Origin of the sequence: Polaromonas sp., from assembly GCF_010365105.1 — a bacterium.
In the GTDB taxonomy this organism is placed as follows: domain Bacteria; phylum Pseudomonadota; class Gammaproteobacteria; order Burkholderiales; family Burkholderiaceae_C; genus Polaromonas.
In genome coordinates this window covers 1-20,464 of record NZ_JAAFGZ010000038.1, presented here as the reverse complement: position 1 = coordinate 20,464, position 20,464 = coordinate 1, and the positions used below count along the sequence as shown (strand labels likewise).

General features: G+C 62.0%; 19 protein-coding genes and 1 tRNA gene. 8 read left to right on the top strand and 12 right to left on the bottom strand.

Annotated features, from left to right (window positions below):
* The first annotated feature begins 160 nt into the window (after positions 1-160).
* Positions 161-493: a carboxymuconolactone decarboxylase family protein gene (locus GZ092_RS18375; RefSeq protein WP_293638505.1), complete on the top strand. Its 333-nt coding sequence runs from the start codon at positions 161-163 to the stop codon at positions 491-493.
* A gap of 292 nt (positions 494-785) precedes the next feature.
* Positions 786-1,145 carry an HPF/RaiA family ribosome-associated protein gene (locus GZ092_RS18370; RefSeq protein WP_293638492.1) on the top strand — a complete coding sequence of 120 codons (360 nt, stop codon included), beginning with the start codon at positions 786-788 and terminating at the stop codon, positions 1,143-1,145.
* Between the two features lie 68 nt (positions 1,146-1,213).
* Here GZ092_RS18370 and GZ092_RS18365 read toward each other — a convergent pair whose 3' ends face one another.
* The gene (locus GZ092_RS18365) at positions 1,214-1,771 is read right to left on the bottom strand and encodes a PAS and helix-turn-helix domain-containing protein (RefSeq protein WP_293638491.1); all 558 of its coding nucleotides are present in this window, start codon (positions 1,769-1,771) and stop codon (positions 1,214-1,216) included.
* Positions 1,772-1,880: 109 nt separating this feature from the next.
* Between GZ092_RS18365 and GZ092_RS18360 the strand changes: the two genes are divergently transcribed.
* Together GZ092_RS18360 and GZ092_RS18355 are read left to right on the top strand one after the other, a co-directional pair.
* The gene (locus GZ092_RS18360; RefSeq protein ID WP_293638490.1) at positions 1,881-2,699 is read left to right on the top strand and encodes a CoA transferase subunit A; all 819 of its coding nucleotides are present in this window, start codon (positions 1,881-1,883) and stop codon (positions 2,697-2,699) included.
* 3 nt (positions 2,700-2,702) lie between these two features.
* Positions 2,703-3,341, top strand: coding sequence for a CoA transferase subunit B (locus GZ092_RS18355; RefSeq protein ID WP_293638489.1), 639 nt, complete (start codon positions 2,703-2,705; stop codon positions 3,339-3,341).
* Positions 3,342-3,449: 108 nt separating this feature from the next.
* Here GZ092_RS18355 and GZ092_RS18350 read toward each other — a convergent pair whose 3' ends face one another.
* From GZ092_RS18350 to gabT, 9 genes are all read right to left on the bottom strand, one after another.
* Positions 3,450-3,926, bottom strand: a complete 477-nt coding sequence (locus GZ092_RS18350) for a hypothetical protein (RefSeq protein ID WP_293638488.1) — start codon at positions 3,924-3,926, stop codon at positions 3,450-3,452.
* A gap of 275 nt (positions 3,927-4,201) precedes the next feature.
* Positions 4,202-4,275 (bottom strand) — tRNA-Gly (locus GZ092_RS18345).
* Positions 4,276-4,448: 173 nt separating this feature from the next.
* Positions 4,449-5,921: an NAD-dependent succinate-semialdehyde dehydrogenase gene (locus tag GZ092_RS18340; protein WP_293638487.1), complete on the bottom strand. Its 1,473-nt coding sequence runs from the start codon at positions 5,919-5,921 to the stop codon at positions 4,449-4,451.
* Between the two features lie 108 nt (positions 5,922-6,029).
* Positions 6,030-6,974, bottom strand: a complete 945-nt coding sequence (gene speB, locus GZ092_RS18335) for an agmatinase (protein WP_293638486.1) — start codon at positions 6,972-6,974, stop codon at positions 6,030-6,032.
* Between the two features lie 205 nt (positions 6,975-7,179).
* Entirely contained in the window at positions 7,180-8,007 is an 828-nt protein-coding gene (locus GZ092_RS18330) for an ABC transporter permease (protein WP_293638485.1), read from the bottom strand.
* 7 nt (positions 8,008-8,014) lie between these two features.
* Entirely contained in the window at positions 8,015-9,256 is a 1,242-nt protein-coding gene (locus tag GZ092_RS18325) for an ABC transporter permease (protein WP_293638504.1), read from the bottom strand.
* A 76-nt stretch (positions 9,257-9,332) separates the two neighbouring features.
* Positions 9,333-10,364 carry an ABC transporter substrate-binding protein gene (locus tag GZ092_RS18320; protein WP_293638484.1) on the bottom strand — a complete coding sequence of 344 codons (1,032 nt, stop codon included), beginning with the start codon at positions 10,362-10,364 and terminating at the stop codon, positions 9,333-9,335.
* Positions 10,365-10,432: 68 nt separating this feature from the next.
* The gene (locus GZ092_RS18315) at positions 10,433-11,509 is read right to left on the bottom strand and encodes an ABC transporter ATP-binding protein (RefSeq protein ID WP_293638483.1); all 1,077 of its coding nucleotides are present in this window, start codon (positions 11,507-11,509) and stop codon (positions 10,433-10,435) included.
* 121 nt (positions 11,510-11,630) lie between these two features.
* A complete protein-coding gene (gene gabT / locus GZ092_RS18310) occupies positions 11,631-12,923 on the bottom strand; it encodes a 4-aminobutyrate--2-oxoglutarate transaminase (protein WP_293638482.1) in 1,293 nt (430 codons plus the stop codon).
* 183 nt (positions 12,924-13,106) lie between these two features.
* On the opposite strand from gabT, the gene GZ092_RS18305 reads away from it, so the two are divergent.
* Positions 13,107-14,498 carry a PLP-dependent aminotransferase family protein gene (locus GZ092_RS18305; RefSeq protein ID WP_293638481.1) on the top strand — a complete coding sequence of 464 codons (1,392 nt, stop codon included), beginning with the start codon at positions 13,107-13,109 and terminating at the stop codon, positions 14,496-14,498.
* 72 nt (positions 14,499-14,570) lie between these two features.
* The gene (gene alaS / locus GZ092_RS18300; protein ID WP_293638480.1) at positions 14,571-17,195 is read left to right on the top strand and encodes an alanine--tRNA ligase; all 2,625 of its coding nucleotides are present in this window, start codon (positions 14,571-14,573) and stop codon (positions 17,193-17,195) included.
* A gap of 114 nt (positions 17,196-17,309) precedes the next feature.
* On the opposite strand, the gene egtD is transcribed toward alaS, so the two are convergent.
* On the bottom strand, positions 17,310-18,341 hold the full coding sequence (gene egtD / locus GZ092_RS18295; RefSeq protein ID WP_363254617.1) for an L-histidine N(alpha)-methyltransferase: 1,032 nt from the start codon (positions 18,339-18,341) through the stop codon (positions 17,310-17,312).
* Between the two features lie 329 nt (positions 18,342-18,670).
* Between egtD and GZ092_RS18290 the strand changes: the two genes are divergently transcribed.
* Positions 18,671-19,300: a DUF6806 family protein gene (locus tag GZ092_RS18290; RefSeq protein WP_293638479.1), complete on the top strand. Its 630-nt coding sequence runs from the start codon at positions 18,671-18,673 to the stop codon at positions 19,298-19,300.
* Between the two features lie 87 nt (positions 19,301-19,387).
* On the opposite strand, the gene GZ092_RS18285 is transcribed toward GZ092_RS18290, so the two are convergent.
* Positions 19,388-19,984, bottom strand: coding sequence for a 3'-5' exonuclease (locus tag GZ092_RS18285; protein WP_293638477.1), 597 nt, complete (start codon positions 19,982-19,984; stop codon positions 19,388-19,390).
* 79 nt (positions 19,985-20,063) lie between these two features.
* Here GZ092_RS18285 and GZ092_RS18280 point away from each other — a divergent pair, with 79 nt between their 5' ends.
* The gene (locus GZ092_RS18280; protein WP_293638475.1) at positions 20,064-20,321 is read left to right on the top strand and encodes a hypothetical protein; all 258 of its coding nucleotides are present in this window, start codon (positions 20,064-20,066) and stop codon (positions 20,319-20,321) included.
* Positions 20,322-20,464: the final 143 nt, after the last annotated feature.

Below are 20,464 nucleotides of genomic sequence, written 5' to 3'. Positions count from 1 at the left end.
TGAAGACCAGGGCAGGCTTTTTTATTAGGAAGTCACTTGAATTATTCTCATGATTTTTCCGGAGTACACCGTGACCGCTGCAATCGACAAAACCGACAAGAAAAACGCTGACAAGGACAACCAGGATTTCGACAAGGGCCTGGCCACCCGCAAGCAGGTGATGGGGGAAGCGTTTGTCGCCAACGCCTTGGCTGGCGTAACCGACTTCACCCGGCCGATTCAGGAGCACATCACGGCCAAGGCGTGGGGCGATGTCTGGCAGCGGCCCGGCCTTGACCTCAAGACCCGCAGCCTGATCACCGTGGCGATGCTGACCGCGCTGGGCAAGCAGCATGAACTCAAGGGTCACGTGCGCGGTGCGCTGAACAATGGCGCGACACCGGCCGAATTGCAGGAAGTGCTGCTGCATGCAGCGGTCTATTGCGGCGTGCCGACGGCGGTAGAGGCCTTTCGCACCGCCGCCGAAGTGGTGGACGGCCCGAAGAAGGAATGACAGCAGATCAATCTGTGCCCGCCGTGTAGTAGCACTGGAATTTCAAGAGTTTTAGTGCATCTGCGCAATAGTCATATGCGTTTTATGCTATTGATAAAATAGCAAGTTTGGTAAAAAACCATTGATCGATGGCATCATCGCGGCCCAACATCCGGGCGGAGCATGTGGACTACAGGCGCTTGCAGTTTGCAGGGACATAATGGTTTTTCGCTTCCGCCTTTTTGGCGGTGTCACCACGCAGCACGACCGCCTGGCCAGATGCTGCGTTTTCTCCAGAAAAGGAACCAAGCAGATGCAAATTCAGATCAACTCCAACAACAGCATTGACACGGGCGAATCGTTCGAACGCTGGGCGAACGCCGAACTCAATGATTCCTTCAGCCGCTACAAGGACGAGATCACCCGCATCGAAGTTCACATGAGTGACGAAAACGGCGAAAAGATCAGTCCCGACCACAAGCGCTGCATGATGGAAGCCCGGCTGGCCAACCGCGAACCTGTCGCGGTCAACCACCATGGCGCCAACCAGGACGAAGCGTTCCGGGGCGCCAGCGAAAAGCTCAAGCGCGTGCTTGAACATAGCCTGGGCAAATTGCGCGACCACCGCGCCCGCGAATCGATCCGGCGCGAGACCGACCTCGACAACGCCTGAACACCCCTCTGGGCTGTCTGACCGCTTCAAGCCCGTGGCAGACGGAAAGCGCCTGCCAGGGCAGGGCATCAATCCCCGGCCATCAGCCTTTGCACCAGATCGGCCGTGGTTGATGCCTTGAATTTGCGCATCAGGCGCGCGCGGTAAATCTCCACCGTGCGGTGGCTGATGATCAGGGCGCGTCCGATCTCCTTGGATGTCAGGCCGCGCATCAGGTGGGCTGCCACCTCGCGCTCGCGGGCTGTCAGTTCGGCTGTCACCGGCCGGTTCGCGCTCAGGTCTTCAAAGGTCCAGATGCCGGACTCATGCGGCGCATTGCGGTTCAGCGCCCGGCCCGTGACGTGACACCAGAAGGTCTCGCCCTTGCATCGCCCATCGACCCGCTTCATGATGCGGTTGTCCGAATACATGCCGGTGGCATTCAGGATGGGAAGCATGCGCACGCCGATCCGTTCGTACTCGTCGGCGCTGGGGTAGAGAATGAGGAAGGACTGGCCCACCAGCTGCTCGCGTGTAGTGCCGAACATTTCGCAAACATGCTGGTTGCAATCGAGGATCGAGCGATTGCGGGACAATACAAGCCCTACCGGAGCCAGATCGAAAGCCAGTTGGTAATCCGTTGACATCAGGGCAAACCTTTAAGAGAAACTACGTAGCGCAATAGGTAGTATCGTAATGGACCGGACAGGCGCATGAAAGCGTCCTGAAGGCTGAACGAAACAAGGAGACATTTTTGTGAAGAAACTTTATCCCTCTGCTGCACAAGCCCTTCAGGGCGTCGTCCAGGACGGACAACTGCTCGCTGTTGGCGGTTTTGGCCTGTGCGGCATTCCCGAGGCGCTAATCGACGCGCTGCGCGATACCGGCGTCAAGAACCTGACGGTGATCTCCAACAACGCCGGCGTCGACGGCTTCGGTTTGGGCAAGCTGCTGGAGACGCGGCAGATCCAGAAAATGATTTCGTCCTATGTGGGTGAAAACAAGGAGTTCGAGCGCCAGTACCTGGCCGGGGAGCTGGAACTTGAATTCACGCCGCAGGGCACCCTGGCCGAAAAGCTGCGCGCCGGCGGCGCCGGCATTCCGGCCTTCTTCACCAAGACAGGCGTTGGCACCCTGGTGGCCGAAGGCAAGGAACTGCGCGAGTTCGACGGAGAAACCTACGTCATGGAACGCGCCCTGGTGCCTGACGTGGCACTGGTCAAGGCACACCGGGCCGACAAGTCGGGCAACCTGCAGTTCCGCCTGACCGCCCGCAACTTCAACCCCGCCGTGGCCATGGCAGGCAAGATCTGCATTGTCGAGGTGGAAGAGATCGTGGAAACCGGCGACATGGAGCCCGACCAGGTGCACCTGCCGGGCATTTACGTGCACCGCATCGTGCACAACCCGAACCCTGAAAAGCGCATTGAAAAACGCACGGTGGCCGAGGCGCCGGTCGATGCCGCCGCCGCCAAGGTCGAGGCACAGGCGGCCATTGCCCAGGCTGCAGTCGTCACTGCCGACGAACCCGTCCCATCCACCATCAAGGCCGCCAGTGGCCAACAAGGAGCCTGAAGCATGCCGTGGACCCAAGACCAAATGGCAGCCCGCGCTGCCCAGGAACTCGAAGACGGTTTCTACGTCAACCTCGGCATCGGCATTCCGACGCTGGTCGCCAATTTCGTTCCCAGCGAAAAGGAAGTCTGGCTGCAGTCGGAAAACGGCATGCTGGGCATCGGTCCGTTCCCGACTGAAGACCAGGTGGATGCCGACCTGATCAATGCCGGCAAGCAGACCGTGACCACGCTGCCGGGCTCGTCGATTTTTGGCAGCCACGACAGCTTTGCGATGATTCGCGGTGGCAAGATCAACCTGTCCATCCTGGGCGCAATGCAGGTCAGCGAGCAGGGCGACCTCGCCAACTGGATGATTCCGGGCAAGATGGTCAAGGGCATGGGCGGCGCGATGGACCTGGTCGCCGGCGTCAAGCGCGTGATCGTGCTGATGGAGCATGTCGCCAAAAAGAAGGACGGCACCATCGACCTGAAAATTTTGCCGCAATGCACCCTGCCGCTGACGGGCGTCGGCGTGGTGGACCGCATCATCACCGACCTGGCGGTGATGGACGTGACGCCACTGGGCCTGAAGGTGGTTGAGCTGGCGCCGGGCGTTACGCATGAAGCGTTGCAAGCCAAGACTGGCGTCACGCTGATCTGAACCGATAGGCCTTGACAAGAAAAAAGGGCCTGAAGGGCCTTTTTTTTGGTACGTTGACCATCATCGGCCAAAACCAGACCTTCGGTCATAGCGCCCGATTCGATGCGGTCACCAAGCGTTTTTCGGCCTGACCGCCAGCGCCACAATCGTCACACCCAGGGCAACAATCAGCGCGTCTTCAATCAAGCCGCTGCGAGTCTGGCCCATGCGCGCCATTGCTCGCTCACGGCCGGCCAGTGTCAGGTAGGCTAGAGGTACGGCGGTAGCAACCGCGGTGACAGCGCCGGCCTGCTCGCGACCACGTGGAGCCAGTGCAGCGCCTGCAATGCCTGCGCTGAGCACCCTGGCCAGCAGGCCCAGAAAAACAGTGCGGTCAGGCGCAGATTTCATCTTGTCGCCGAACAATTCGCCAACCCCCATGGCCAAGGCGCCATAGGTGAACACAGGATGGTCCAGCAGTACAAGTTTCCCCGGCGTGCGATGGCCCAGAAGTCGCGCAGCCGCAATGCTTGCCATGGGCGTCATGGAGCGCGCACTGGCAACGGCGCCGATCAGGGCGGAGAAAAGCAATCCGCGATATTTCATGTTTCTTCCCGTAGGTAATACCAACAAGTTATCGTGAATGGTTCTGCTTTCTGCAAACAGGGCAAAACACCTGATCATCTGTAGGAAGCGGGCGAAGGCTGGCTGGTACTTGGACTGTTGGTCAAAGCGGATCTCCGTTAATCGGCCAACATCCCTACCCACAAAAGGCTGGTATGGCATGGTGGAGCTTGAAACAACATGAGGCAGAAAAGAACCCGCTGCAGCTGTGAACTGCGCGGGTTTTGGCGTGCCTTGAGGCCGGGTGGTACAGCGACTGGAGCGGGTGAAGGGAATCGAACCCTCGTATGAAGCTTGGGAAGCTGCCGTTCTGCCATTGAACTACACCCGCGATAGCCCGGATTATAGGAGCAAGCCGCCAATGTCCCGCCAAGCCTTGTTTTATAAGAAAAAAAGGGCTTTTGCGCAGGCTGCGCTTGCTCAATCAGCTATTAAATCAGTAGTGGCATACGGCTTGAAATTGCCTTGGTGGACCGCAGTGCTCGAAATTGCAGCCGGCTTCTTTTACTTCTGGATGTCGCCCATGCAAAGGTATTTCATCTCCAGGTACTCTTCCATGCCGTGGCTGGAGCCTTCGCGGCCCAGGCCGGATTGCTTGACGCCGCCGAAGGGCACGTGCTCGGTGGCGATCACGCCGGCGTTGATGCCGACCATGCCGTATTCCAGCGCTTCGGCGACCCGGTAGATGCGGCCGATGTCGCGGCTGTAGAAATAGCTCGCCAGGCCGAATTCGGTGTTGTTGGCCGCATCAATCGCTTCCTGCTCCAGCTTGAAGCGGAACACCGGCGCAAACGGGCCGAAGGTTTCTTCCCTGGCGCACAGCATGTCGGCCGTCGCTTCTGAAATGACCGTCGGCTCGAAGAACTGGCCTTCGAGCTTGTGCCCGCCGACCAGCAGCTTGCCGCCCTTGGACAGCGCATCCTGCACATGGCGCTGTACCTTTTCAATCGCCGAGTCCTCGATCAGCGGGCCCTGGCCCACGCCGTCCTCAAAGCCGTTGCCGACCTTGAGCAGCCTGACCTTCTCGGCAAACTTGCTCACGAACTGGTCGTAAACGCCTTCCTGCACATAAATGCGGTTGGCGCAGACGCAGGTCTGACCGGCGTTGCGGTATTTGCTGGCCATCGCGCCTTCGACGGCCGAGTCGATGTCGGCATCGTCGAACACGATGAACGGCGCATTGCCGCCTAGCTCCAGCGCCAGCTTCTTGATCGACGGCGCGCTTTGCGCCATCAGGATGCGGCCCACTTCAGTGGAGCCGGTGAAGCTGATGTGGCGCACCACGTCGCTGGCGCAAAACACCTTGCCGACGGCTGCACTGTCGTCGGTCGTGAGGATGTTGAGCACGCCTGAAGGCACACCGGCACGCACGGCAAGCTCGACCGCCGCCAGTGCGGTCAGCGGCGTGAGTTCGGCAGGCTTGATGACGACCGTGCAGCCTGCGGCCAGCGCGGGCGCGACCTTGCGGGTGATCATGGCCAGCGGAAAGTTCCACGGCGTGATGGCCACGCACACGCCGATGGGCTGCTTGAGCACCGTCAGGCGGCGGTTGTTGTCGAACTGCGGCAACGTCTCGCCGTTGACGCGCTTGGCTTCCTCGGCAAACCATTCGACAAAGCTGGCGCCGTAGGCCACTTCGCCCTTGGCTTCCGCGAAGGGCTTGCCTTGCTCTGCGGTCATGATGCGGGCCAGGTCTTCCTGGTTGGCCATCAAGAGCTGGAACCACTTCATCAGGATGGCGTGGCGCTCCTTGCCGGTCTTGCTGCGCCAGGCGGGCCAAGCGGCATTGGCAGCGGCAATCGCCGCCTCGGCATCGGCCGTTCCCAGGTTGGCCACGTCGGCCAGCTTCTGGCCATTGGAAGGGTCGCACACATCAAACCGCGAAGCACCGGCCAGCCACTGGCCATTGACCAGTGAGTCGGTCTTGAGCAGGCTGGGGTCGTTGAGCAGCGAAAGGGGTGAGGTTTTCATGTCCATGAGTGTTCTTTCTGAAGGGCTGGCCGCTGCCGCAAAGGCGGGCGGCGGGAGGGTCGAAATCAACCGGCAAGGATACCGCGCGAAGCTGATTGGTGTTGCCGGAGGGTGTTACCGGTAGTGAACGCCGGGCAGCACGCACAGCATTTCATACAGCAGGTTGGCGCCCAGCAGGGCGGTGTTGCCAGAGGTGTCGTAGGGCGGTGACACCTCGACGAGGTCGGTACCGACCAGGTTCAGGCCACGGCAGCCGCGAATGATCTCCAGCGCCTGCGGCACGCTCAGGCCGCCGATCTCGGGCGTTCCGGTGCCGCCGGCAAACGACGGATCAATGCCGTCGATGTCAAAACTCAGATAGCACGGCGCCTGGCCGATGGATTCGCGCACCCGGGCCATCAGCGGCGCGAGCGACTGGTACCAGACCTCGTGCGCCGGCACCACGGTGAAGCCCTGCTGGCGCGGCCAGTCGAAGTCGTCGGCGCCATAGCCGGTGCCGCGCAGGCCGATCTGCCAGACCTTGCTGCCTTGCAGCAGGCCTTCTTCCACGGCGCGGCGAAAGGGCGTGCCGTGGGCGATGCGTTCGCCGAACATGTCGTCGTTGACGTCGGCATGGGCATCGACATGCACCAACGCCACCGGTCCGTGCTTGCGGGCCAGGGCGCGCAGGATGGGCAGCACGATGGTGTGGTCGCCACCCAGCGTGAGCGGAATGCAGCCAGTGTCGATGACGGGCCGGTAGTGCGCCTCGATGATCTCGACCGACTTTTGCAGGTTGTAGGTGTTGATCGCCACGTCGCCCAGATCGGCGACCTGCAGCGCATCGAAAGGCGCGGCGCCGGTGGCCATGTTGTAGGGCCGGATCAGGCTGGATTCGGCGCGGATCTGCCGGGGGCCGAAGCGCGCGCCGGGCCGGTGGCTGGTGCCGATGTCCAGCGGTATGCCGATGAAACCGGCGTTCAGACCGGCCGCTTCGCTGCACATCGGCAGGCGCATCATGCTGGCCCAGCCGCCGAAACGCGGCATGGCGTTGCCGCTTAAGGGTTGGTTAAAGGTCATCTTCGGGGTTCTCCGTGGCGTAAAGGGGCATTCGATATACAGAGCCTGGATTCGGGGGTGGCGCCAAACATCGCTTGGGTTTGCCATCACGGAATTCTTGAGCGTTGACAGTAGATGCTACTTAATTCATAGCTGTCTGCGCAGGCTGAACGTGCGAAAACGGCCCGTTTGATGCTTAAATCATGTCTTTTTTGGCGGGCTGGCTTTATTTCTTGACGCGCCCCCGCAGCCATTCGAGCGTCATCATCAGGCAGGCGGTAAAGAGGATGAGCAGGGTCGCCACAGCGGCAATCGTGGGCGAGATGTTCTCGCGGATGCCGGTGAACATCTGGCGCGGCAGCGTCGTCTGGGTCGGCCCGGCCAGAAACAGCGTGACCACCACTTCGTCGAACGAGGTGGCAAAGGCAAACAGCGCGCCCGAGATCACGCCGGGCGCAATCACCGGCAGCGTGATCCGGAAGAAGGTCTGCAGCGGCCCGGCGCCCAGGCTCAGGCTGGCCTTGACCAGGTTCTGGTTGAAGCCCTGCAGCGTCGCCATCACGGTGGTGACGACAAACGGCGCGCCGAGTGCAGCATGCACCAGCACCAGGCCGGTGTAGGAGTCGGACAGGCCGATCTGTGCAAAAAACAGGTAGGTGCTGACGCCCACCACCACGATGGGCACCACCATGGGCGAGATCAGCAGGGCAGTCAGCAGCCCTTTGCCGGCAAACTGCACCCGCGCCAGGCCGACAGCGGCCATCGTGCCGAGCGCCGTGGCCAGCAAGGTGGCCAGCGGTGCCACGATGAAACTGTTGCGTGTGGCCCGCGCCCAGTCGCTGGAGGCGAACAGTTCCTCGTACCAGCGCAGCGACCAGCCCGGAATCGGGTACGACAGGAAGGACGAGTCGCTGAATGACAGTGGAATGATGACGATGATCGGCAGCAGCAGGAACACCAGCACCGCGCCGCACAGCACGCGCAGGCCGTACCAGCCGAGCTTGTCCAGCGGCGTGTAGTAGGCGGGGAAAACAGGAACGGCAGCAAGTTTCATGGTGTGGTCAGCCCAGGCTCAGTTCGGCTTTGGCAAAGCGGCGGTACACCGCGTACAGGATCAAGGTGGTGATGAGCAGGACCGAGCCCAGCGCGCAGGCCATGCCCCAGTTCACATCCACATTGGTGTACTGGGCAACGTAGTAGCTCAGCATCTGGTCGGCCGGACCGCCCAGCAGGGCAGGCGTGACGTAGTAGCCAATCGAGGTGATGAACACCAGCAGGCCGCCGGCGGCGACGCCGGGATAGGTTTGCGGCACGTACACCCGGAAAAATGCCGCCAGCGGCGTGCTGCCCAGCGACACGGCGGCACGCACATAGTTGCCGGGCACCGACTTCATCACGCTGTAGAGCGGCAGGATCATGAAGGGCAGCAGGATGTGCACCATGGCGATGATCACGCCCAGCCGGTTGAACAGCAGCGGCACCGGCTCGCCAGTGAGGCCGGTGAACATCAAAAAGCGGTTGACCAGCCCGTTGGTCTGCAGCAGCACGATCCAGGCGGCGATGCGCACCAGCACCGAGGTCCAGAAGGGCAGCAGCACCAGGATCATCATCAGGTTGGCGCGGCGCTCGTTCAGCGTGGCCAGCCAGTAGGCCAGCGGGTAGCCCAGCAAAATGCAGATCAGCGTGACCACCCCGCTGATGGAAAAGGTGCGAACCAGGATGTCGCTGAAGGCGGCTTCCTCGGCACCGACGCGCACGACCTGGCCCTGCGCATCGCGTTTCAAGTCGACCGAGGCCAGCAGGTAATCGGGGGTCCATCGCGAACTGTTCTTGGCAATCGCCCACCAGTAGGGCAGCTCGGCCCAGCGTGGGTCGTGGGCCAGCAGTTTTTCTTTCGCCTCGGCCGGGCTCAGCCCGGTGCCCAGCGGCAGGGCGCGGTAGGTGCCCATGATGAGCGAGCGGGCGCCGCTAACTTCGCTGTTCAGACGCCTGGCCAGCACGCCGGCCTGCGCGGTTTCGGGAATTGCCGCCAGGTCGGCCAGCAATGCGGCATAGGCGGCATCGGGTGGGGCGGCCTTGCGGTCCCAGCCGGCCAGCGTATCGCCGGTCCGGCTCAGGGTTCCGGCGACTTCAGGGTTTTCGACCGCCCTGACCAGCAGGGCGCCCAGCGGCACGAGGAAGGTGACCGCCAGGAAGATAAGCAGTGGCAGGGTCAAGGCAATGGCGCGCAGCCGTTTTCGGCGCTCCACCCGGCGCAGCTGGGCGGCCAGCGCCGGTCCGGTGGTATCGGCTACCAATGGCATCAGGGGAAGGGAAGCCGAAGCCGTTGCGTTCATTGCATGGGTCCTTGATCCGTTGCCGTTTTATGTTGAACGGTGCTTACTGCGCGGACCACGCGGCAAAACGCTTTTCAAGCGCTTCACCCTGGTCTGCCCAGAACGAGATGTTGAACTGCAGCGCGTCCTTGCTGTTGGCCGGCGACGTTGGCAGCAGCGCCAGCACTTTCGGGTCCAGCTTGGCCAGCGCCTTGTTGTTGGTCGGACCATAGGAGATGTTGCGGGCGTACTCGGCCTGTGCGTCGGCACTGGACGCCATGCCGATAAATTTCAGCGCCAGATCCTTGTTGCTGCCGCCCTTGGGCATGACCCAGTAATCCAGGTCGTAGATGCCGCCGGTCCAGGCGATCTGCAGGTTCTTGCCTTCGCGCTGGGCGGCGTCGATGCGGCCGTTGTAGGCGGTGGTCATGGCCACATCGCCGGCGACCAGGAACTGCGGTGGCTGCGCGCCGGCTTCCCAGAACTGGATGTTTGGCTTGAGTTCGGTCATTTTTTTGAAGGCGCGGTCGGCGCCGTCCTTGGTCGCCAGCACCTTGTACACGTCGGCAGTCTTCACGCCGTCGGCCATCAGCGCGAATTCCAGGTTGTAGCGGGCACCCTTGCGCATGCCGCGCTTGCCAGGGAATTTCTGGGTGTTCCAGAAATCGGCCCAGGTGACCGGTGCGGTCTTGAGCTTGTCGGCGTTGTAGGCCATGACGGTGGACCAGATGAAGGTGCCGACGCCGCATTCATGCACGGCAGCGGGCTGGAAGTCAGCCTTGTTGCCCACCTTGGACCAGTCGATCTTTTCAAACAGGCCTTCGTCGCAGCCGCGGTTCACGTCAGGGCTTTCGACCTCGACCACATCCCAGGTGATTTTCTTGGCTTCGACCATGGCCTTGATCTTGGCCTGCTCGCCGTTGTATTCGACCTGCTGGATCTTGCCGGCGCCCGATTTCTCGAAGGCCTCGAAATAGGCCTTTTTCTGGGCTGCGCCGTTGGCACCGCCGAAATTGACCACGGTCAGCTGGCTTTGGGCCAGCGCCGGCAGGCAGATGCCAGCGGCAATGGCAATGATCAGGGGCTTGAGTTTCATCGGGAATTCCTTTGGTGGGAGGTTGGCAAGGGTGAAAGAAAACGGGGCAAATCAGGCAGGGGTAAAGCTCAGCGGTACATGCGCAGGTGTTCGACCGGCGCATGCACATGAATGGTCTGGCCAGGCTCAGGCAGCTGGTGGTGGCCCAGCGGCATCTTGATGGTCGCGTCCGGCTGGCCGGGCAGCTCGCAGCGCAGGCGCAGGTGGTCGCCGAAATAGATGACGTCCAGCACCTTGCTCTGGAAGGTATTGCTGCCAGCGGCTTCAGCAATCTTCAGGCGCTCGGGGCGGGTGCCGCATTGCACCGTGTCGCCAACGCCGCAAGCGTTGACATTCAAGCCGCGCAGCATGATGCCGCCGGGCAGGCGAACCTCGCAGTGCGCGCCGTCCAGCCGGGTCACTTCGGCCTGCAGCACCGTGCTGTCGCCGACAAAGCCCGCCACAAAGCGGTTCAGCGGCGCTTCATAAAGATTGCCCACCACGTCGATTTGCTGGATCGCGCCGTCGTTGAACACGGCCACGCGATCGGACATCGTCAATGCCTCGGTCTGGTCGTGGGTGACATACACAAACGTCACGCCCAGACGGCGGTGCAGCGCCTTGAGTTCAATCTGCATGTGCTCGCGCAATTGCTTGTCCAGCGCGCCCAGCGGCTCGTCCATCAGCACCAGCTGCGGGTCGAACACCAGCGCCCGGGCCAGAGCCACGCGCTGCTGCTGGCCGCCCGAAAGCTGGCCGGGGTAGCGTCCGCCCATTCGGCCGAGCTGCACCATGTCCAGCGCCTGAAGCACCTTGGCTTCGCGTTCTGCCTTGGGCAGCTTGCGCACCGTCAGCGGATAGGCGATGTTTTCGGCCAGTGTCATGTGCGGAAACAGCGCGTAGTTCTGGAACACCATGCCGAAATTGCGCTTGTGCGGCGGCGTGCGGGTGATGGGCACACCGTTCAGGCTGATCTCGCCCGCCGTGGGCGACTCGAAACCGGCCAGCATCATCAAGGTGGTGGTCTTGCCCGAACCCGAGGGGCCGAGCAGCGACAAAAATTCGCCTTGCCGGATGTCCAGGTTCAGGTCACGAACCACCAGGTGGATGCCGTCGTAGGTCTTCTGGACGCCGCTGAAACTTACCAGTGTGGAGTTGCTTGTCATTCGTAGGGGCCTGATTCTGGAGGTCTAAGGGCGGTTGCCGTGCCGAAACCGTGCATGCAACAGACATGCCGGAACGACTGGCAACATCTGTCCAGTAGCATGCCTGTACATCATGGACCGATCAGGCCGCAGCGTCAAAGCAGGCGGACATGACGCCCAGGCCTTCGTCGAGCAGTGCGTCGCTGGCCGTCAGCGGCACCAGGATGCGGATGACGTTGCCGTAGGTGCCGCAGGTCAGCAAGATCAGGCCGCGCGCTGCGGCATCGGCGGTGATGCGCTTGGCCAGGTCGGCATCGGGCTGCTTCACATCGCCATTTTTGAACAGCTCGATGGCCACCATCGCACCCATGCCGCGCACGTCGCCAATGCAGGCGTGGTTGGCGGCCATGGCCTTGAGGGCTGCGGTCAGGCGTTCGCCGACATCACGGCTGCGCTGCAGCAGGTTTTCCTTGTCGAACACATCGAGCACCGCCAGCGCGGCGGCGCAGGCAATCGGGCTGCCGGCGTAGGTGCCGCCCAGGCCGCCGGGCGCGGCCGCATCCATGACTTCGGCGCGGCCCACCACGGCTGAAATCGGGAAGCCGCCGGCCATCGACTTGGCCATGGTGATCAGGTCGGGCGCCACGCCGCTTTGCTCGACTGCAAACCAGGTGCCGGTGCGTCCGGCGCCAGTCTGCACCTCGTCGCAGATCATCAAAATGCCGTGCTGGTCGCACAAGGCGCGCAGGCGCTGCAGCATTTCGGGCGGCGCCACGGTGAAGCCGCCTTCGCCCTGGACTGGTTCGATGATGATGGCGGCCACGCGCTTGGCCTCGATGTCGTTCTTGAAAATCGCTTCGACCGACGCGATGGAGTCATCGATCGTCACGCCGTGCAGCGCGTTAGGGAAGGTGGCGTGAAAGACTTCGGCCGGAAACGGGCCGAAGCCGGCCTTGTACGGAACCACCTTGCCGGTCATGGCCAGCGTCAGCAGGGTGCGGCCATGGTAGCCGCCGCTGAAGCAGATCACGCCCGAGCGGCCGGTGGAAGCGCGGGCGATCTTGATGGCGTTCTCGACGGCTTCCGAGCCGGTGGTCAGAAACAGCGTTTTCTTGGCAAAGTCGCCTGGCGCCTTGGCGTTGATGCGTTCAGCCAGTTCGATGTAGGGCTCGTAGGCCAGCACCTGAAAGCAGGTGTGCGTGTACTTGTCGAGCTGGTCCTTCACCGCCTGGATCACGGCAGGGTGGCGGTGCCCGGTGTTGAGCACGGCAATGCCGCCGGCAAAATCGATAAAGCGCCGGCCTTCGACGTCCCAGATTTCCGCGTTTTCGCCGCGTGCAATGAAGATCTGGTGGCTGTGGCCCACGCCGCGTGGAATGGCGGCTTCGCGGCGGGCAAACAAGGCGGCATTGGTCAAATGAGGTTCACGGTGCATGGGAAACATCCTTTTCGGTGGTTGAAGTCCGGGCTCGCCATGGGCTGCCGAGCGTATGCCGGTACTTTAGGGACTGCTGCCCGGCGTTACCATATACAGATTACCCCTGCTTCGCGGTGTACTGTGCTGCCAGCACACCCTGTACATACAAACCCTTTGCCCCTTGTTGGGGCCTGCTTCCTCATGTTCGTACTTGATCCCCAGTCAACCGTCGCGCTGGTCACCCAGATCGTCGGGGGATTCCGCCAGATGGTCGATGATGGTGCATTGCGCCCCGGCGCCAAGCTGCCGTCCATCCGCCATTTCGCCCATGCCCACGGCGTGAGCGTCTATACCGTGGTCGATGCCTACGACCGGCTGGTGGCGCTCGGCTATTTCCAGTCTCAGGCCAATTCCGGATTTTTCGTGCGCAGCCGCGTCAGTCCGGCTTTACTACCCCTGGGCGCTTCAGGCCAGTACAGCTTTGACTCGATGTGGTACCTGCGGCGCATTTTTGAAAACCGCGCGCTGCGCAGCAAGCCGGGCTGCGGCTGGCTGCCCGGCGACTGGCTGTTCACCGAAGGCATGCGGCGCAGCCTGCGCAACCTCGCGGCCGAGGATGTCGATCTGGGCGGCTACGGCGAGCCCAAGGGCTATCTGCCGCTGCGCCAGGTGGTGCGCGACCTGCTGGCCAGCCGCGAAGTCGTGGTGAATGCCGAGCAGGTCTTGCTGACCCAGGGTTCCAGCCAGGGCCTGGACCTGGCGGCGCGCCAACTGGTGCGACCCGGCGACGCCGTGCTGGTCGATGAGCCGGGCTATGCCAACTTGCTGTTCTCGCTGCGCTTCCTGGGCGCCCGGCTGGTGGGTGCGCCACGCACCCCGGCGGGCTATGACCTGGAGACGCTGGAAGCCCGCATCATCCAGCATCGGCCCAAGGTGTTCTTTACCCAGCCTCGCATGCAAAGCCCGACCGGCTCCACCGCCGTGCTGTCGCACCTGCACCGGGTGCTGCAGCTGGCTGAAAAGTACGATTTTGTGGTGGTGGAAAACGACATTTATGCCGACCTCGACCCGGAGTCGCGCCCCTCGCTGGCCAGCCTGGACCAGTTGAAGCGGGTGATCTACATCAGCAGCTTTTCCAAGACCATCTCGCCCAATATCCGCGTCGGCTACCTAGCGGCCGCCCCCGAACTGCTGGAAGACCTGGCGCGGCTGAAGATGATCTCGGGCCTGACCTCGTCCGAGTTCACCGAGCGCCTGGCCTATGGCGCGCTGGTGGACGGCCGCTGGCGCAAGCACATCAAGACCCTGCGCGACCGGCTGGCGCTGGGCCAGCGGCGGCTGGCCAGCCTGCTGCTGGCGATTGGCTTCGAGCTGTTCTGCGAGCCCAAGGCCGGCATGTTTTTGTGGGCGCGTCACCCGGCCATCCAGAACGCCGGCGAGCTGGCCTACAAGGCGGCAGAGCAGGACATCCTGCTGGGGCCTGGCCACCTGTTTTCAGTCGATCTGGAGCCCAGCCCGTGGCTGCGTTTCAATGTCGCCTGGTCCGACGACGATGCCTTGCTGCGTTTTCTGGTGACGCTCAAAGCCGCCTAAAATCAGCCGCTTGCCTGCGTTCGCAGCGGCCTGATCCTGTTTTATGCCATTTCCTGAGAGTTGATCCATTCCATGAGCACACCCGACTTCACCGTTGCCGACATCCGCAAGACCTTTCTTGATTTCTTCGCCTCCAAGGGCCACACCGTGGTGCCCTCCAGCTCGCTGGTGCCGGGCAATGACCCGACGCTGATGTTCGTCAACTCGGGCATGGTCCAGTTCAAGGACGTGTTCCTGGGCACAGACAAGCGGCCCTACGTGCGAGCCACCTCGGTGCAGGCATGTCTGCGCGCCGGCGGCAAGCACAACGACCTGGAAAACGTCGGCTACACCGCGCGCCACCACACCTTCTTCGAAATGCTCGGCAACTGGAGCTTTGGCGACTACTTCAAGCGCGAGTCGCTGAAATGGGCCTGGGAACTGCTGACCGAGGTCTACAAGCTGCCCGCCGACCGCCTGCTGGCCACGGTGTATGAAGAGGACGACGAGGCCTACGACATCTGGACCAAGGAAATCGGCTTGCCGCCCGAGCGTGTGATCCGCATTGGCGACAACAAGGGCGGGCGCTACAAGTCCGACAACTTCTGGATGATGGCCGACACCGGCCCGTGCGGCCCATGCTCCGAAATCTTCTACGACCACGGCGACCACATTCCCGGCGGCCCGCCCGGCAGCCCGGACGAGGACGGCGACCGCTTCATCGAAATCTGGAACAACGTGTTCATGCAGTTCAACATGGACGACACCGGCGCCGTCACGCCGCTGCCGGCGCCTTGCGTCGACACCGGGATGGGGCTGGAGCGGCTGGCCGCCATCCTGCAGCATGTTCACAGCAACTATGAAATCGACATTTTTGACGCGCTGATCAAGGCTGCGTCCCGCGAAACCGGCGAAAAAGACCTGGGCCACAAATCGCTGCGGGTGATTGCCGACCACATCCGCGCCACGTCCTTCCTGGTGAGCGACGGCGTGAATCCGTCGAACGAAGGACGCGGCTATGTGCAGCGCCGCATCATCCGCCGTGCGATTCGCCACGGCTACTTGCTGGGCAAGAAAACGCCGTTTTTCCACAAGCTGGTGGCCGACCTGGCAGGGCTGATGGGCGACGCCTATCCGCGTCTGGCGGCGGATGCGCCGCGCATCACCGCCGTGCTCAAGGCCGAGGAGGAACGCTTCTTCGAAACGCTGGAAACCGGCATGCAGATACTGGATGCCGCACTGGCCGATGGCGTCAAGGTGCTGCCGGGCGAAGTGGCCTTCAAGCTGCACGACACCTACGGCTTTCCGCTTGATCTTTCGGCCGATGTCTGCCGTGAGCGCGGCCTGAGCGTGGACGAAGCCGGTTTTGCCGTAGCCATGAACCAGCAAAAAGCCCAGGCCAGGGCCGCCGGCAAGTTCAAGATGGACCGCGCGCTGGATTACACCGGCAGCAGCAATGTCTTCACCGGCTACGGACTGCTTGAGGAAAAATCAAAAATCATAGCAATCTATGCAGACGGGCTCAGCGTAGCAACCCTGAAAGCCGGTCAAAACGGCGTGGTGGTGCTGGACTCGACGCCGTTTTACGCCGAAAGCGGCGGCCAGGCCGGCGATGAAGGCGAACTCGTCAGCGGTTCAGCCCGTTTTGCCGTCAGCGACACGCTCAGGATCAAGGCCGATGTGTACGGCCACCACGGCGTGCTGGAAGAAGGCACGCTGGCTGTGGGCGACCATGTGAATGCCCGCGTCAATGCCGCCGTGCGCGCCGCCACTGTGCGCAACCACAGCGCCACCCACCTGATGCACAAGGCGCTGCGCGAGGTGCTGGGCACGCATGTGCAGCAAAAAGGCAGTCTGGTGAACGCTGACCGCACGCGTTTTGACTTCGCGCACAACGCGCCCATGACCGATACGCAAATCCGCGAGGTCGAAGTGCTGGTGAATGCCGAAATCCTGGCCAACATTGCCACCGACGCCAGCGAAATGGACATGGAGTCGGCCCAGCAATCCGGCGCGATGATGCTGTTCGGTGAAAAATACGGCGAAACCGTGCGGGTGCTGAGCATCGGTTCGAGCAAGGAGCTGTGCGGTGGCACCCACGTCGGGCGAACCGGCGACATCGGCTTGTTCAAGATCGTCGCCGAAAGCGGCGTTGCTTCGGGCGTGCGCCGCGTTGAAGCTGTCACGGGTCAAAACGCGCTGGCTTATTTGCAGTCGCTCGAATCCACGGTGCAGGCCGCTGCGGGCACGCTGAAAGCCAGCCCGTCCGAGTTGCAGAACCGGATTGGTCAGGTGCTCGACCAGGTCAGGTCGCTCGAAAAGGAAGTTACTGCGCTCAAGGGCAAGCTCGCTTCATCGCAGGGCGACGAGCTGGTGCTGCAGGCCGTCGATTTAAACGGCCTGAAGGTGCTGGCCGCCCGGCTGGAAGGGGCGGACGCCAAGACGCTCCGCGACACCATGGACAAGCTCAAGGACAAGCTGAAAACGGCAGTGATCGTGCTGGCGGCGGTGGATGGAAGCAAGGTGCAGATTGCTGCGGGCGTCACCAGCAACGCTACATCCAGGGTCAAGGCCGGCGAACTGGTCAACTTTGTCGCCAGCCAGGTCGGCGGCAAGGGCGGCGGCAAGGCCGACATGGCGATGGCCGGTGGCACCGACCCGTCAGGTCTGGAGCTTGCCCTCAAGTCCGTGCAGGCGTGGGTTGCAGAGCGCGTCTGAAAAAAGCCTGAAACGGTTCACGCATCGGGCACTGCCAACTATCTTTTTGATAGCTGGCAGTGCCCGTCCTTGTAGCGCAAACGCCCTATTTTTGTTAAAAAACAGACGCCTTGCCTAGGCCGCTGCCCAGAACACCCCAAACCACTGCTGCGGATCGGTCCAGTGGCGTACCTGGCTGAACCCTGCCTGTTTCAGCAAGGCGGTCATCGATTCGACCGTGTATTTGTACGAGCTTTCGGTGTGAATGCGTTCGCCGGCCAGAAACGGCCGCGAATGGCCGGGCCAGGTTACGGTCAGGTCGCTCAAGGCTTCCAGGTGCATTTCAATGCGTGACTGCGCCGTGTTAAATAGCGCCACATGTTTCCACTGACGCACGTCGAAGTCAGCGGCCAGCAGTTCGTTCACGTTGCGCAGCAGGTTTTTATTGAAAGCCGCCGTGACCCCCAGCGCATCGTCATACGCCGCTTCCAGCGTGGCGGTGTCCTTGACCAGATCGATGCCGAGCAGCAGGCCGCGCGCCTTGCCCTGCGCCTTGTCAGCGATGTTGCGTAAAAACCCCAGCGCCTGCGCCGGCTGAAAGTTCCCCAGGCTGGAGCCGGGGTAGAAATACACGCGGTCATGCCATTGCACTTCATCCGGCAGGCGCAGGCCCGCCGAGAAATCCATCCCGACGCCGACGATGTCGAGCGCCGGGAAGCTGTTTTGCACCTGGCCGGCCGCATCCCTCAGGAAGTCCGCTGAAATATCGACCGGCACGTACTGGCGCGGCTGGATCACCGGCATCAGCGCCAGCGCCTTGGCGCAGTTGCCCGCGCCCAGGTCAATCAGGCACGGGTGGTTCAGGCCGGCTTGCGCCAGTGCGCCGGCGATCTGCGGCGAAGCGGCCTGGAATATGCCGGCTTCGGTGCGCGTCGGGTAGTACTCGTCGAGCACCGTGATGGCTTCAAACAGTTTGGAGCCCAGGGTGTTGTAAAAAAACTTCGGCGACAGCGCAGCGGCTTTCGCGGTCAAGCCTTGCGTCAGTTCACTGGCGATGCTGCCGGTTTCATACTCACTGGATTGGCTGTCGCGCAGGTTGATGAAGCGGGGCGTCGGCAAGGACGATGTCGCAGGCGGTTGGTCGAAAAACAGATCGGAAATTTTCACGGAGGCCTTGACGGGTAGTGCGAATAGCGTTTGATTTGAAAACGTTTTTGCCCTGCGACTTGTAGGACTGAGTCGTTTAGGGGCATTGGGCGAACAGGCCGCCACGTTCGGCTCCTTCCGATGGCCACTATTTCACGCGCGCCCGGGTGGCACAATACATTGCAGATGTTTCAGGGGCGGCCCAGGCCCCGAATCGAAGTCGCTCACCACGGGAGCATTTCATGTTTTTGGCCGCATCTGTCGACAGGCTACACGCTTTGCAGGATCACAAAATGCATGGGGTGGCATCCTGGTCCCATTGACCCCTTGAAACTGGATAAGATAATTCCATGTCGCGCTACAACACCCCTTTTGAAATTCACGTCCACGGCGAAGTGCCCCTGCGCGCCGATGTCACCTTCGAGCAAATCCAGGAGGCGCTCAAGCCTTTATGGAAATATGCCGGTTCCAAGTCGCTGGCCGCAGGCGCTGCCAGCGTCTACGAGGAAGAGCCTGGCATCCGTTTTGACGCCGGCAAGCATTTGCTGCAGCTGTGCTGGACGGTTCCCGGCGGTGACGATTTTCGCCAGTCGCTCGATGAAATGTGCATGGGGCTGAACGAACTGGCCGAGGTGGGCGCCCCGATCGAAGTGACCTTCTACGATGCCGACTTCGACGAGGAAGAAGAAGGCAGCGAGGAAGACGAGGCGCGGGATGACTTCGTCATCTACTTTGTCGGCCCGACGCCGGCAGCCATCATGCAGGTCCAGCGCGACCTGCTGGTGCAGGACCTGATCGGCCTGATGGAGCGGCATTTTGACGGCTCCGAACTAGGCGAGGTCGTCGAGGCCGTTGACAAGCTTTTTGGACGCCGTTTTGACGACCTGGTCAATTCCATGCAACTGGGACGGCCGCCGCGCGGCTCGCAGGGCGGCTCCGGCCACGGCACGGGCGGGCGCAAACCGCGCCATCTCCACTGACCCGGTCTACTGGCTCAGCACCAGATGCCAATGATGCCGGTGGCAATCGCAATCAGCACACAAAGGCACCGACTCGTTTTGTAAAGATCAGCCCAGCCCCAGCGCCTGGTACACCCGCAGCGCCGCATAGGCGTCGTTGGCCGCATAGATCAGCTGCGATTCCTGTAAATGGACATTGGCCCAGTTCGACGTGGTGGCCTTGCGCGACTTGATGAAGCGCCGGTTGAACATCACCGCCACCGCGCCGCGCACGCCCATGTCCTTGCGGTAGCCGCGCTCCCTGAAGACGGCGTTCAGGTCGAGCACGGCCTGCGGATCGACGCCGAGCTTGTGGATGATGCGGCGGCGGTCGTCGCCCAGGCCAAAGCCGGCCTTGATGACCTGCCGGGCCTCCAGCAGCAGCGCGACGGCACGGCGGCATTCGGCGTCTTCCAGCTGGAAGATGTAGGCCCGGTCCAGCGTCGAAAGCTGGACGATGTGCGGCCCGGTCGATGCTTCATGCTTTGCAAACGTCGGTTTCGACTCGGTGTCGAAGCCCAGTGCCGTCGCGCCGTCGAGTTCCTCAAGCGCGCAGGCCGCCTGCTGCGCGGTCGCCACCAGCTGGATCTGGCCCAGGTCGAGACGCTCGAAAGGCGCCAGCAGCGCGATCTGGTCCTTGTCCGGGGTGGGGTGGTGTTCGGTCATGGAATCCAATGCGTGAAAATAGGGGTAGAGCTTACAGCCGCCTGTTGGCAATCCGATCACTTTCAGCCCCCACCCCACCATGGCCACAGCCAAAAGCATCACCACCGAACATTACAAGCTTTTCCCCTCGCCGCGCAACCGGCACCGGGCGCTTTTCCAGCACGAGGTTTTCGTGCCTTACCCCTACATGCTGATCGACCTGGAAAGCTATAACTTCCTGGGCAAATACAGCCTGTTTGCCGCGTACCGGTTGAGCGACCAGAAAATGGGCCAGTTGGTAACGGTTGACCTGCTCGAGGATGAGGTCAGGTTCAAGGCGAAATTTGTTCCGGATTAAGACAAAAGCATCATTTTCACTTGTCGTGTAAGCTTTTACAGCTATATATTTGAGCCACTTGCACAATCCAGAAAGTGGTGAATTAGTGGCTTTGCGAAGATGCAAATTTGAGAGGTGAAAGAGTAGGCGCAGCCACTGGGAAG

What these genes read in the sequence shown, in the direction of transcription:
- GZ092_RS18375 (WP_293638505.1), top strand. Translation starts at nt 161, where the DNA reads ATGGGGGAAGCGTTTGTCGCCAACGCCTTGGCTGGCGTAACCGACTTC.
- GZ092_RS18325 (WP_293638504.1), bottom strand. Translation starts at nt 9,256, where the DNA reads ATGCCATTGGTAGCCGATACCACCGGACCGGCGCTGGCCGCCCAGCTG.
- GZ092_RS18365 (WP_293638491.1), bottom strand. Translation starts at nt 1,771, where the DNA reads ATGTCAACGGATTACCAACTGGCTTTCGATCTGGCTCCGGTAGGGCTT.
- GZ092_RS18355 (WP_293638489.1), top strand. Translation starts at nt 2,703, where the DNA reads ATGCCGTGGACCCAAGACCAAATGGCAGCCCGCGCTGCCCAGGAACTC.
- GZ092_RS18315 (WP_293638483.1), bottom strand. Translation starts at nt 11,509, where the DNA reads ATGACAAGCAACTCCACACTGGTAAGTTTCAGCGGCGTCCAGAAGACC.
- speB (WP_293638486.1), bottom strand. Translation starts at nt 6,974, where the DNA reads ATGACCTTTAACCAACCCTTAAGCGGCAACGCCATGCCGCGTTTCGGC.
- GZ092_RS18370 (WP_293638492.1), top strand. Translation starts at nt 786, where the DNA reads ATGCAAATTCAGATCAACTCCAACAACAGCATTGACACGGGCGAATCG.
- GZ092_RS18285 (WP_293638477.1), bottom strand. Translation starts at nt 19,984, where the DNA reads ATGACCGAACACCACCCCACCCCGGACAAGGACCAGATCGCGCTGCTG.
- GZ092_RS18350 (WP_293638488.1), bottom strand. Translation starts at nt 3,926, where the DNA reads ATGAAATATCGCGGATTGCTTTTCTCCGCCCTGATCGGCGCCGTTGCC.
- GZ092_RS18290 (WP_293638479.1), top strand. Translation starts at nt 18,671, where the DNA reads ATGTCGCGCTACAACACCCCTTTTGAAATTCACGTCCACGGCGAAGTG.
- GZ092_RS18305 (WP_293638481.1), top strand. Translation starts at nt 13,107, where the DNA reads ATGTTCGTACTTGATCCCCAGTCAACCGTCGCGCTGGTCACCCAGATC.
- GZ092_RS18330 (WP_293638485.1), bottom strand. Translation starts at nt 8,007, where the DNA reads ATGAAACTTGCTGCCGTTCCTGTTTTCCCCGCCTACTACACGCCGCTG.
- gabT (WP_293638482.1), bottom strand. Translation starts at nt 12,923, where the DNA reads ATGCACCGTGAACCTCATTTGACCAATGCCGCCTTGTTTGCCCGCCGC.
- alaS (WP_293638480.1), top strand. Translation starts at nt 14,571, where the DNA reads ATGAGCACACCCGACTTCACCGTTGCCGACATCCGCAAGACCTTTCTT.
- GZ092_RS18340 (WP_293638487.1), bottom strand. Translation starts at nt 5,921, where the DNA reads ATGGACATGAAAACCTCACCCCTTTCGCTGCTCAACGACCCCAGCCTG.
- GZ092_RS18320 (WP_293638484.1), bottom strand. Translation starts at nt 10,364, where the DNA reads ATGAAACTCAAGCCCCTGATCATTGCCATTGCCGCTGGCATCTGCCTG.
- GZ092_RS18280 (WP_293638475.1), top strand. Translation starts at nt 20,064, where the DNA reads ATGGCCACAGCCAAAAGCATCACCACCGAACATTACAAGCTTTTCCCC.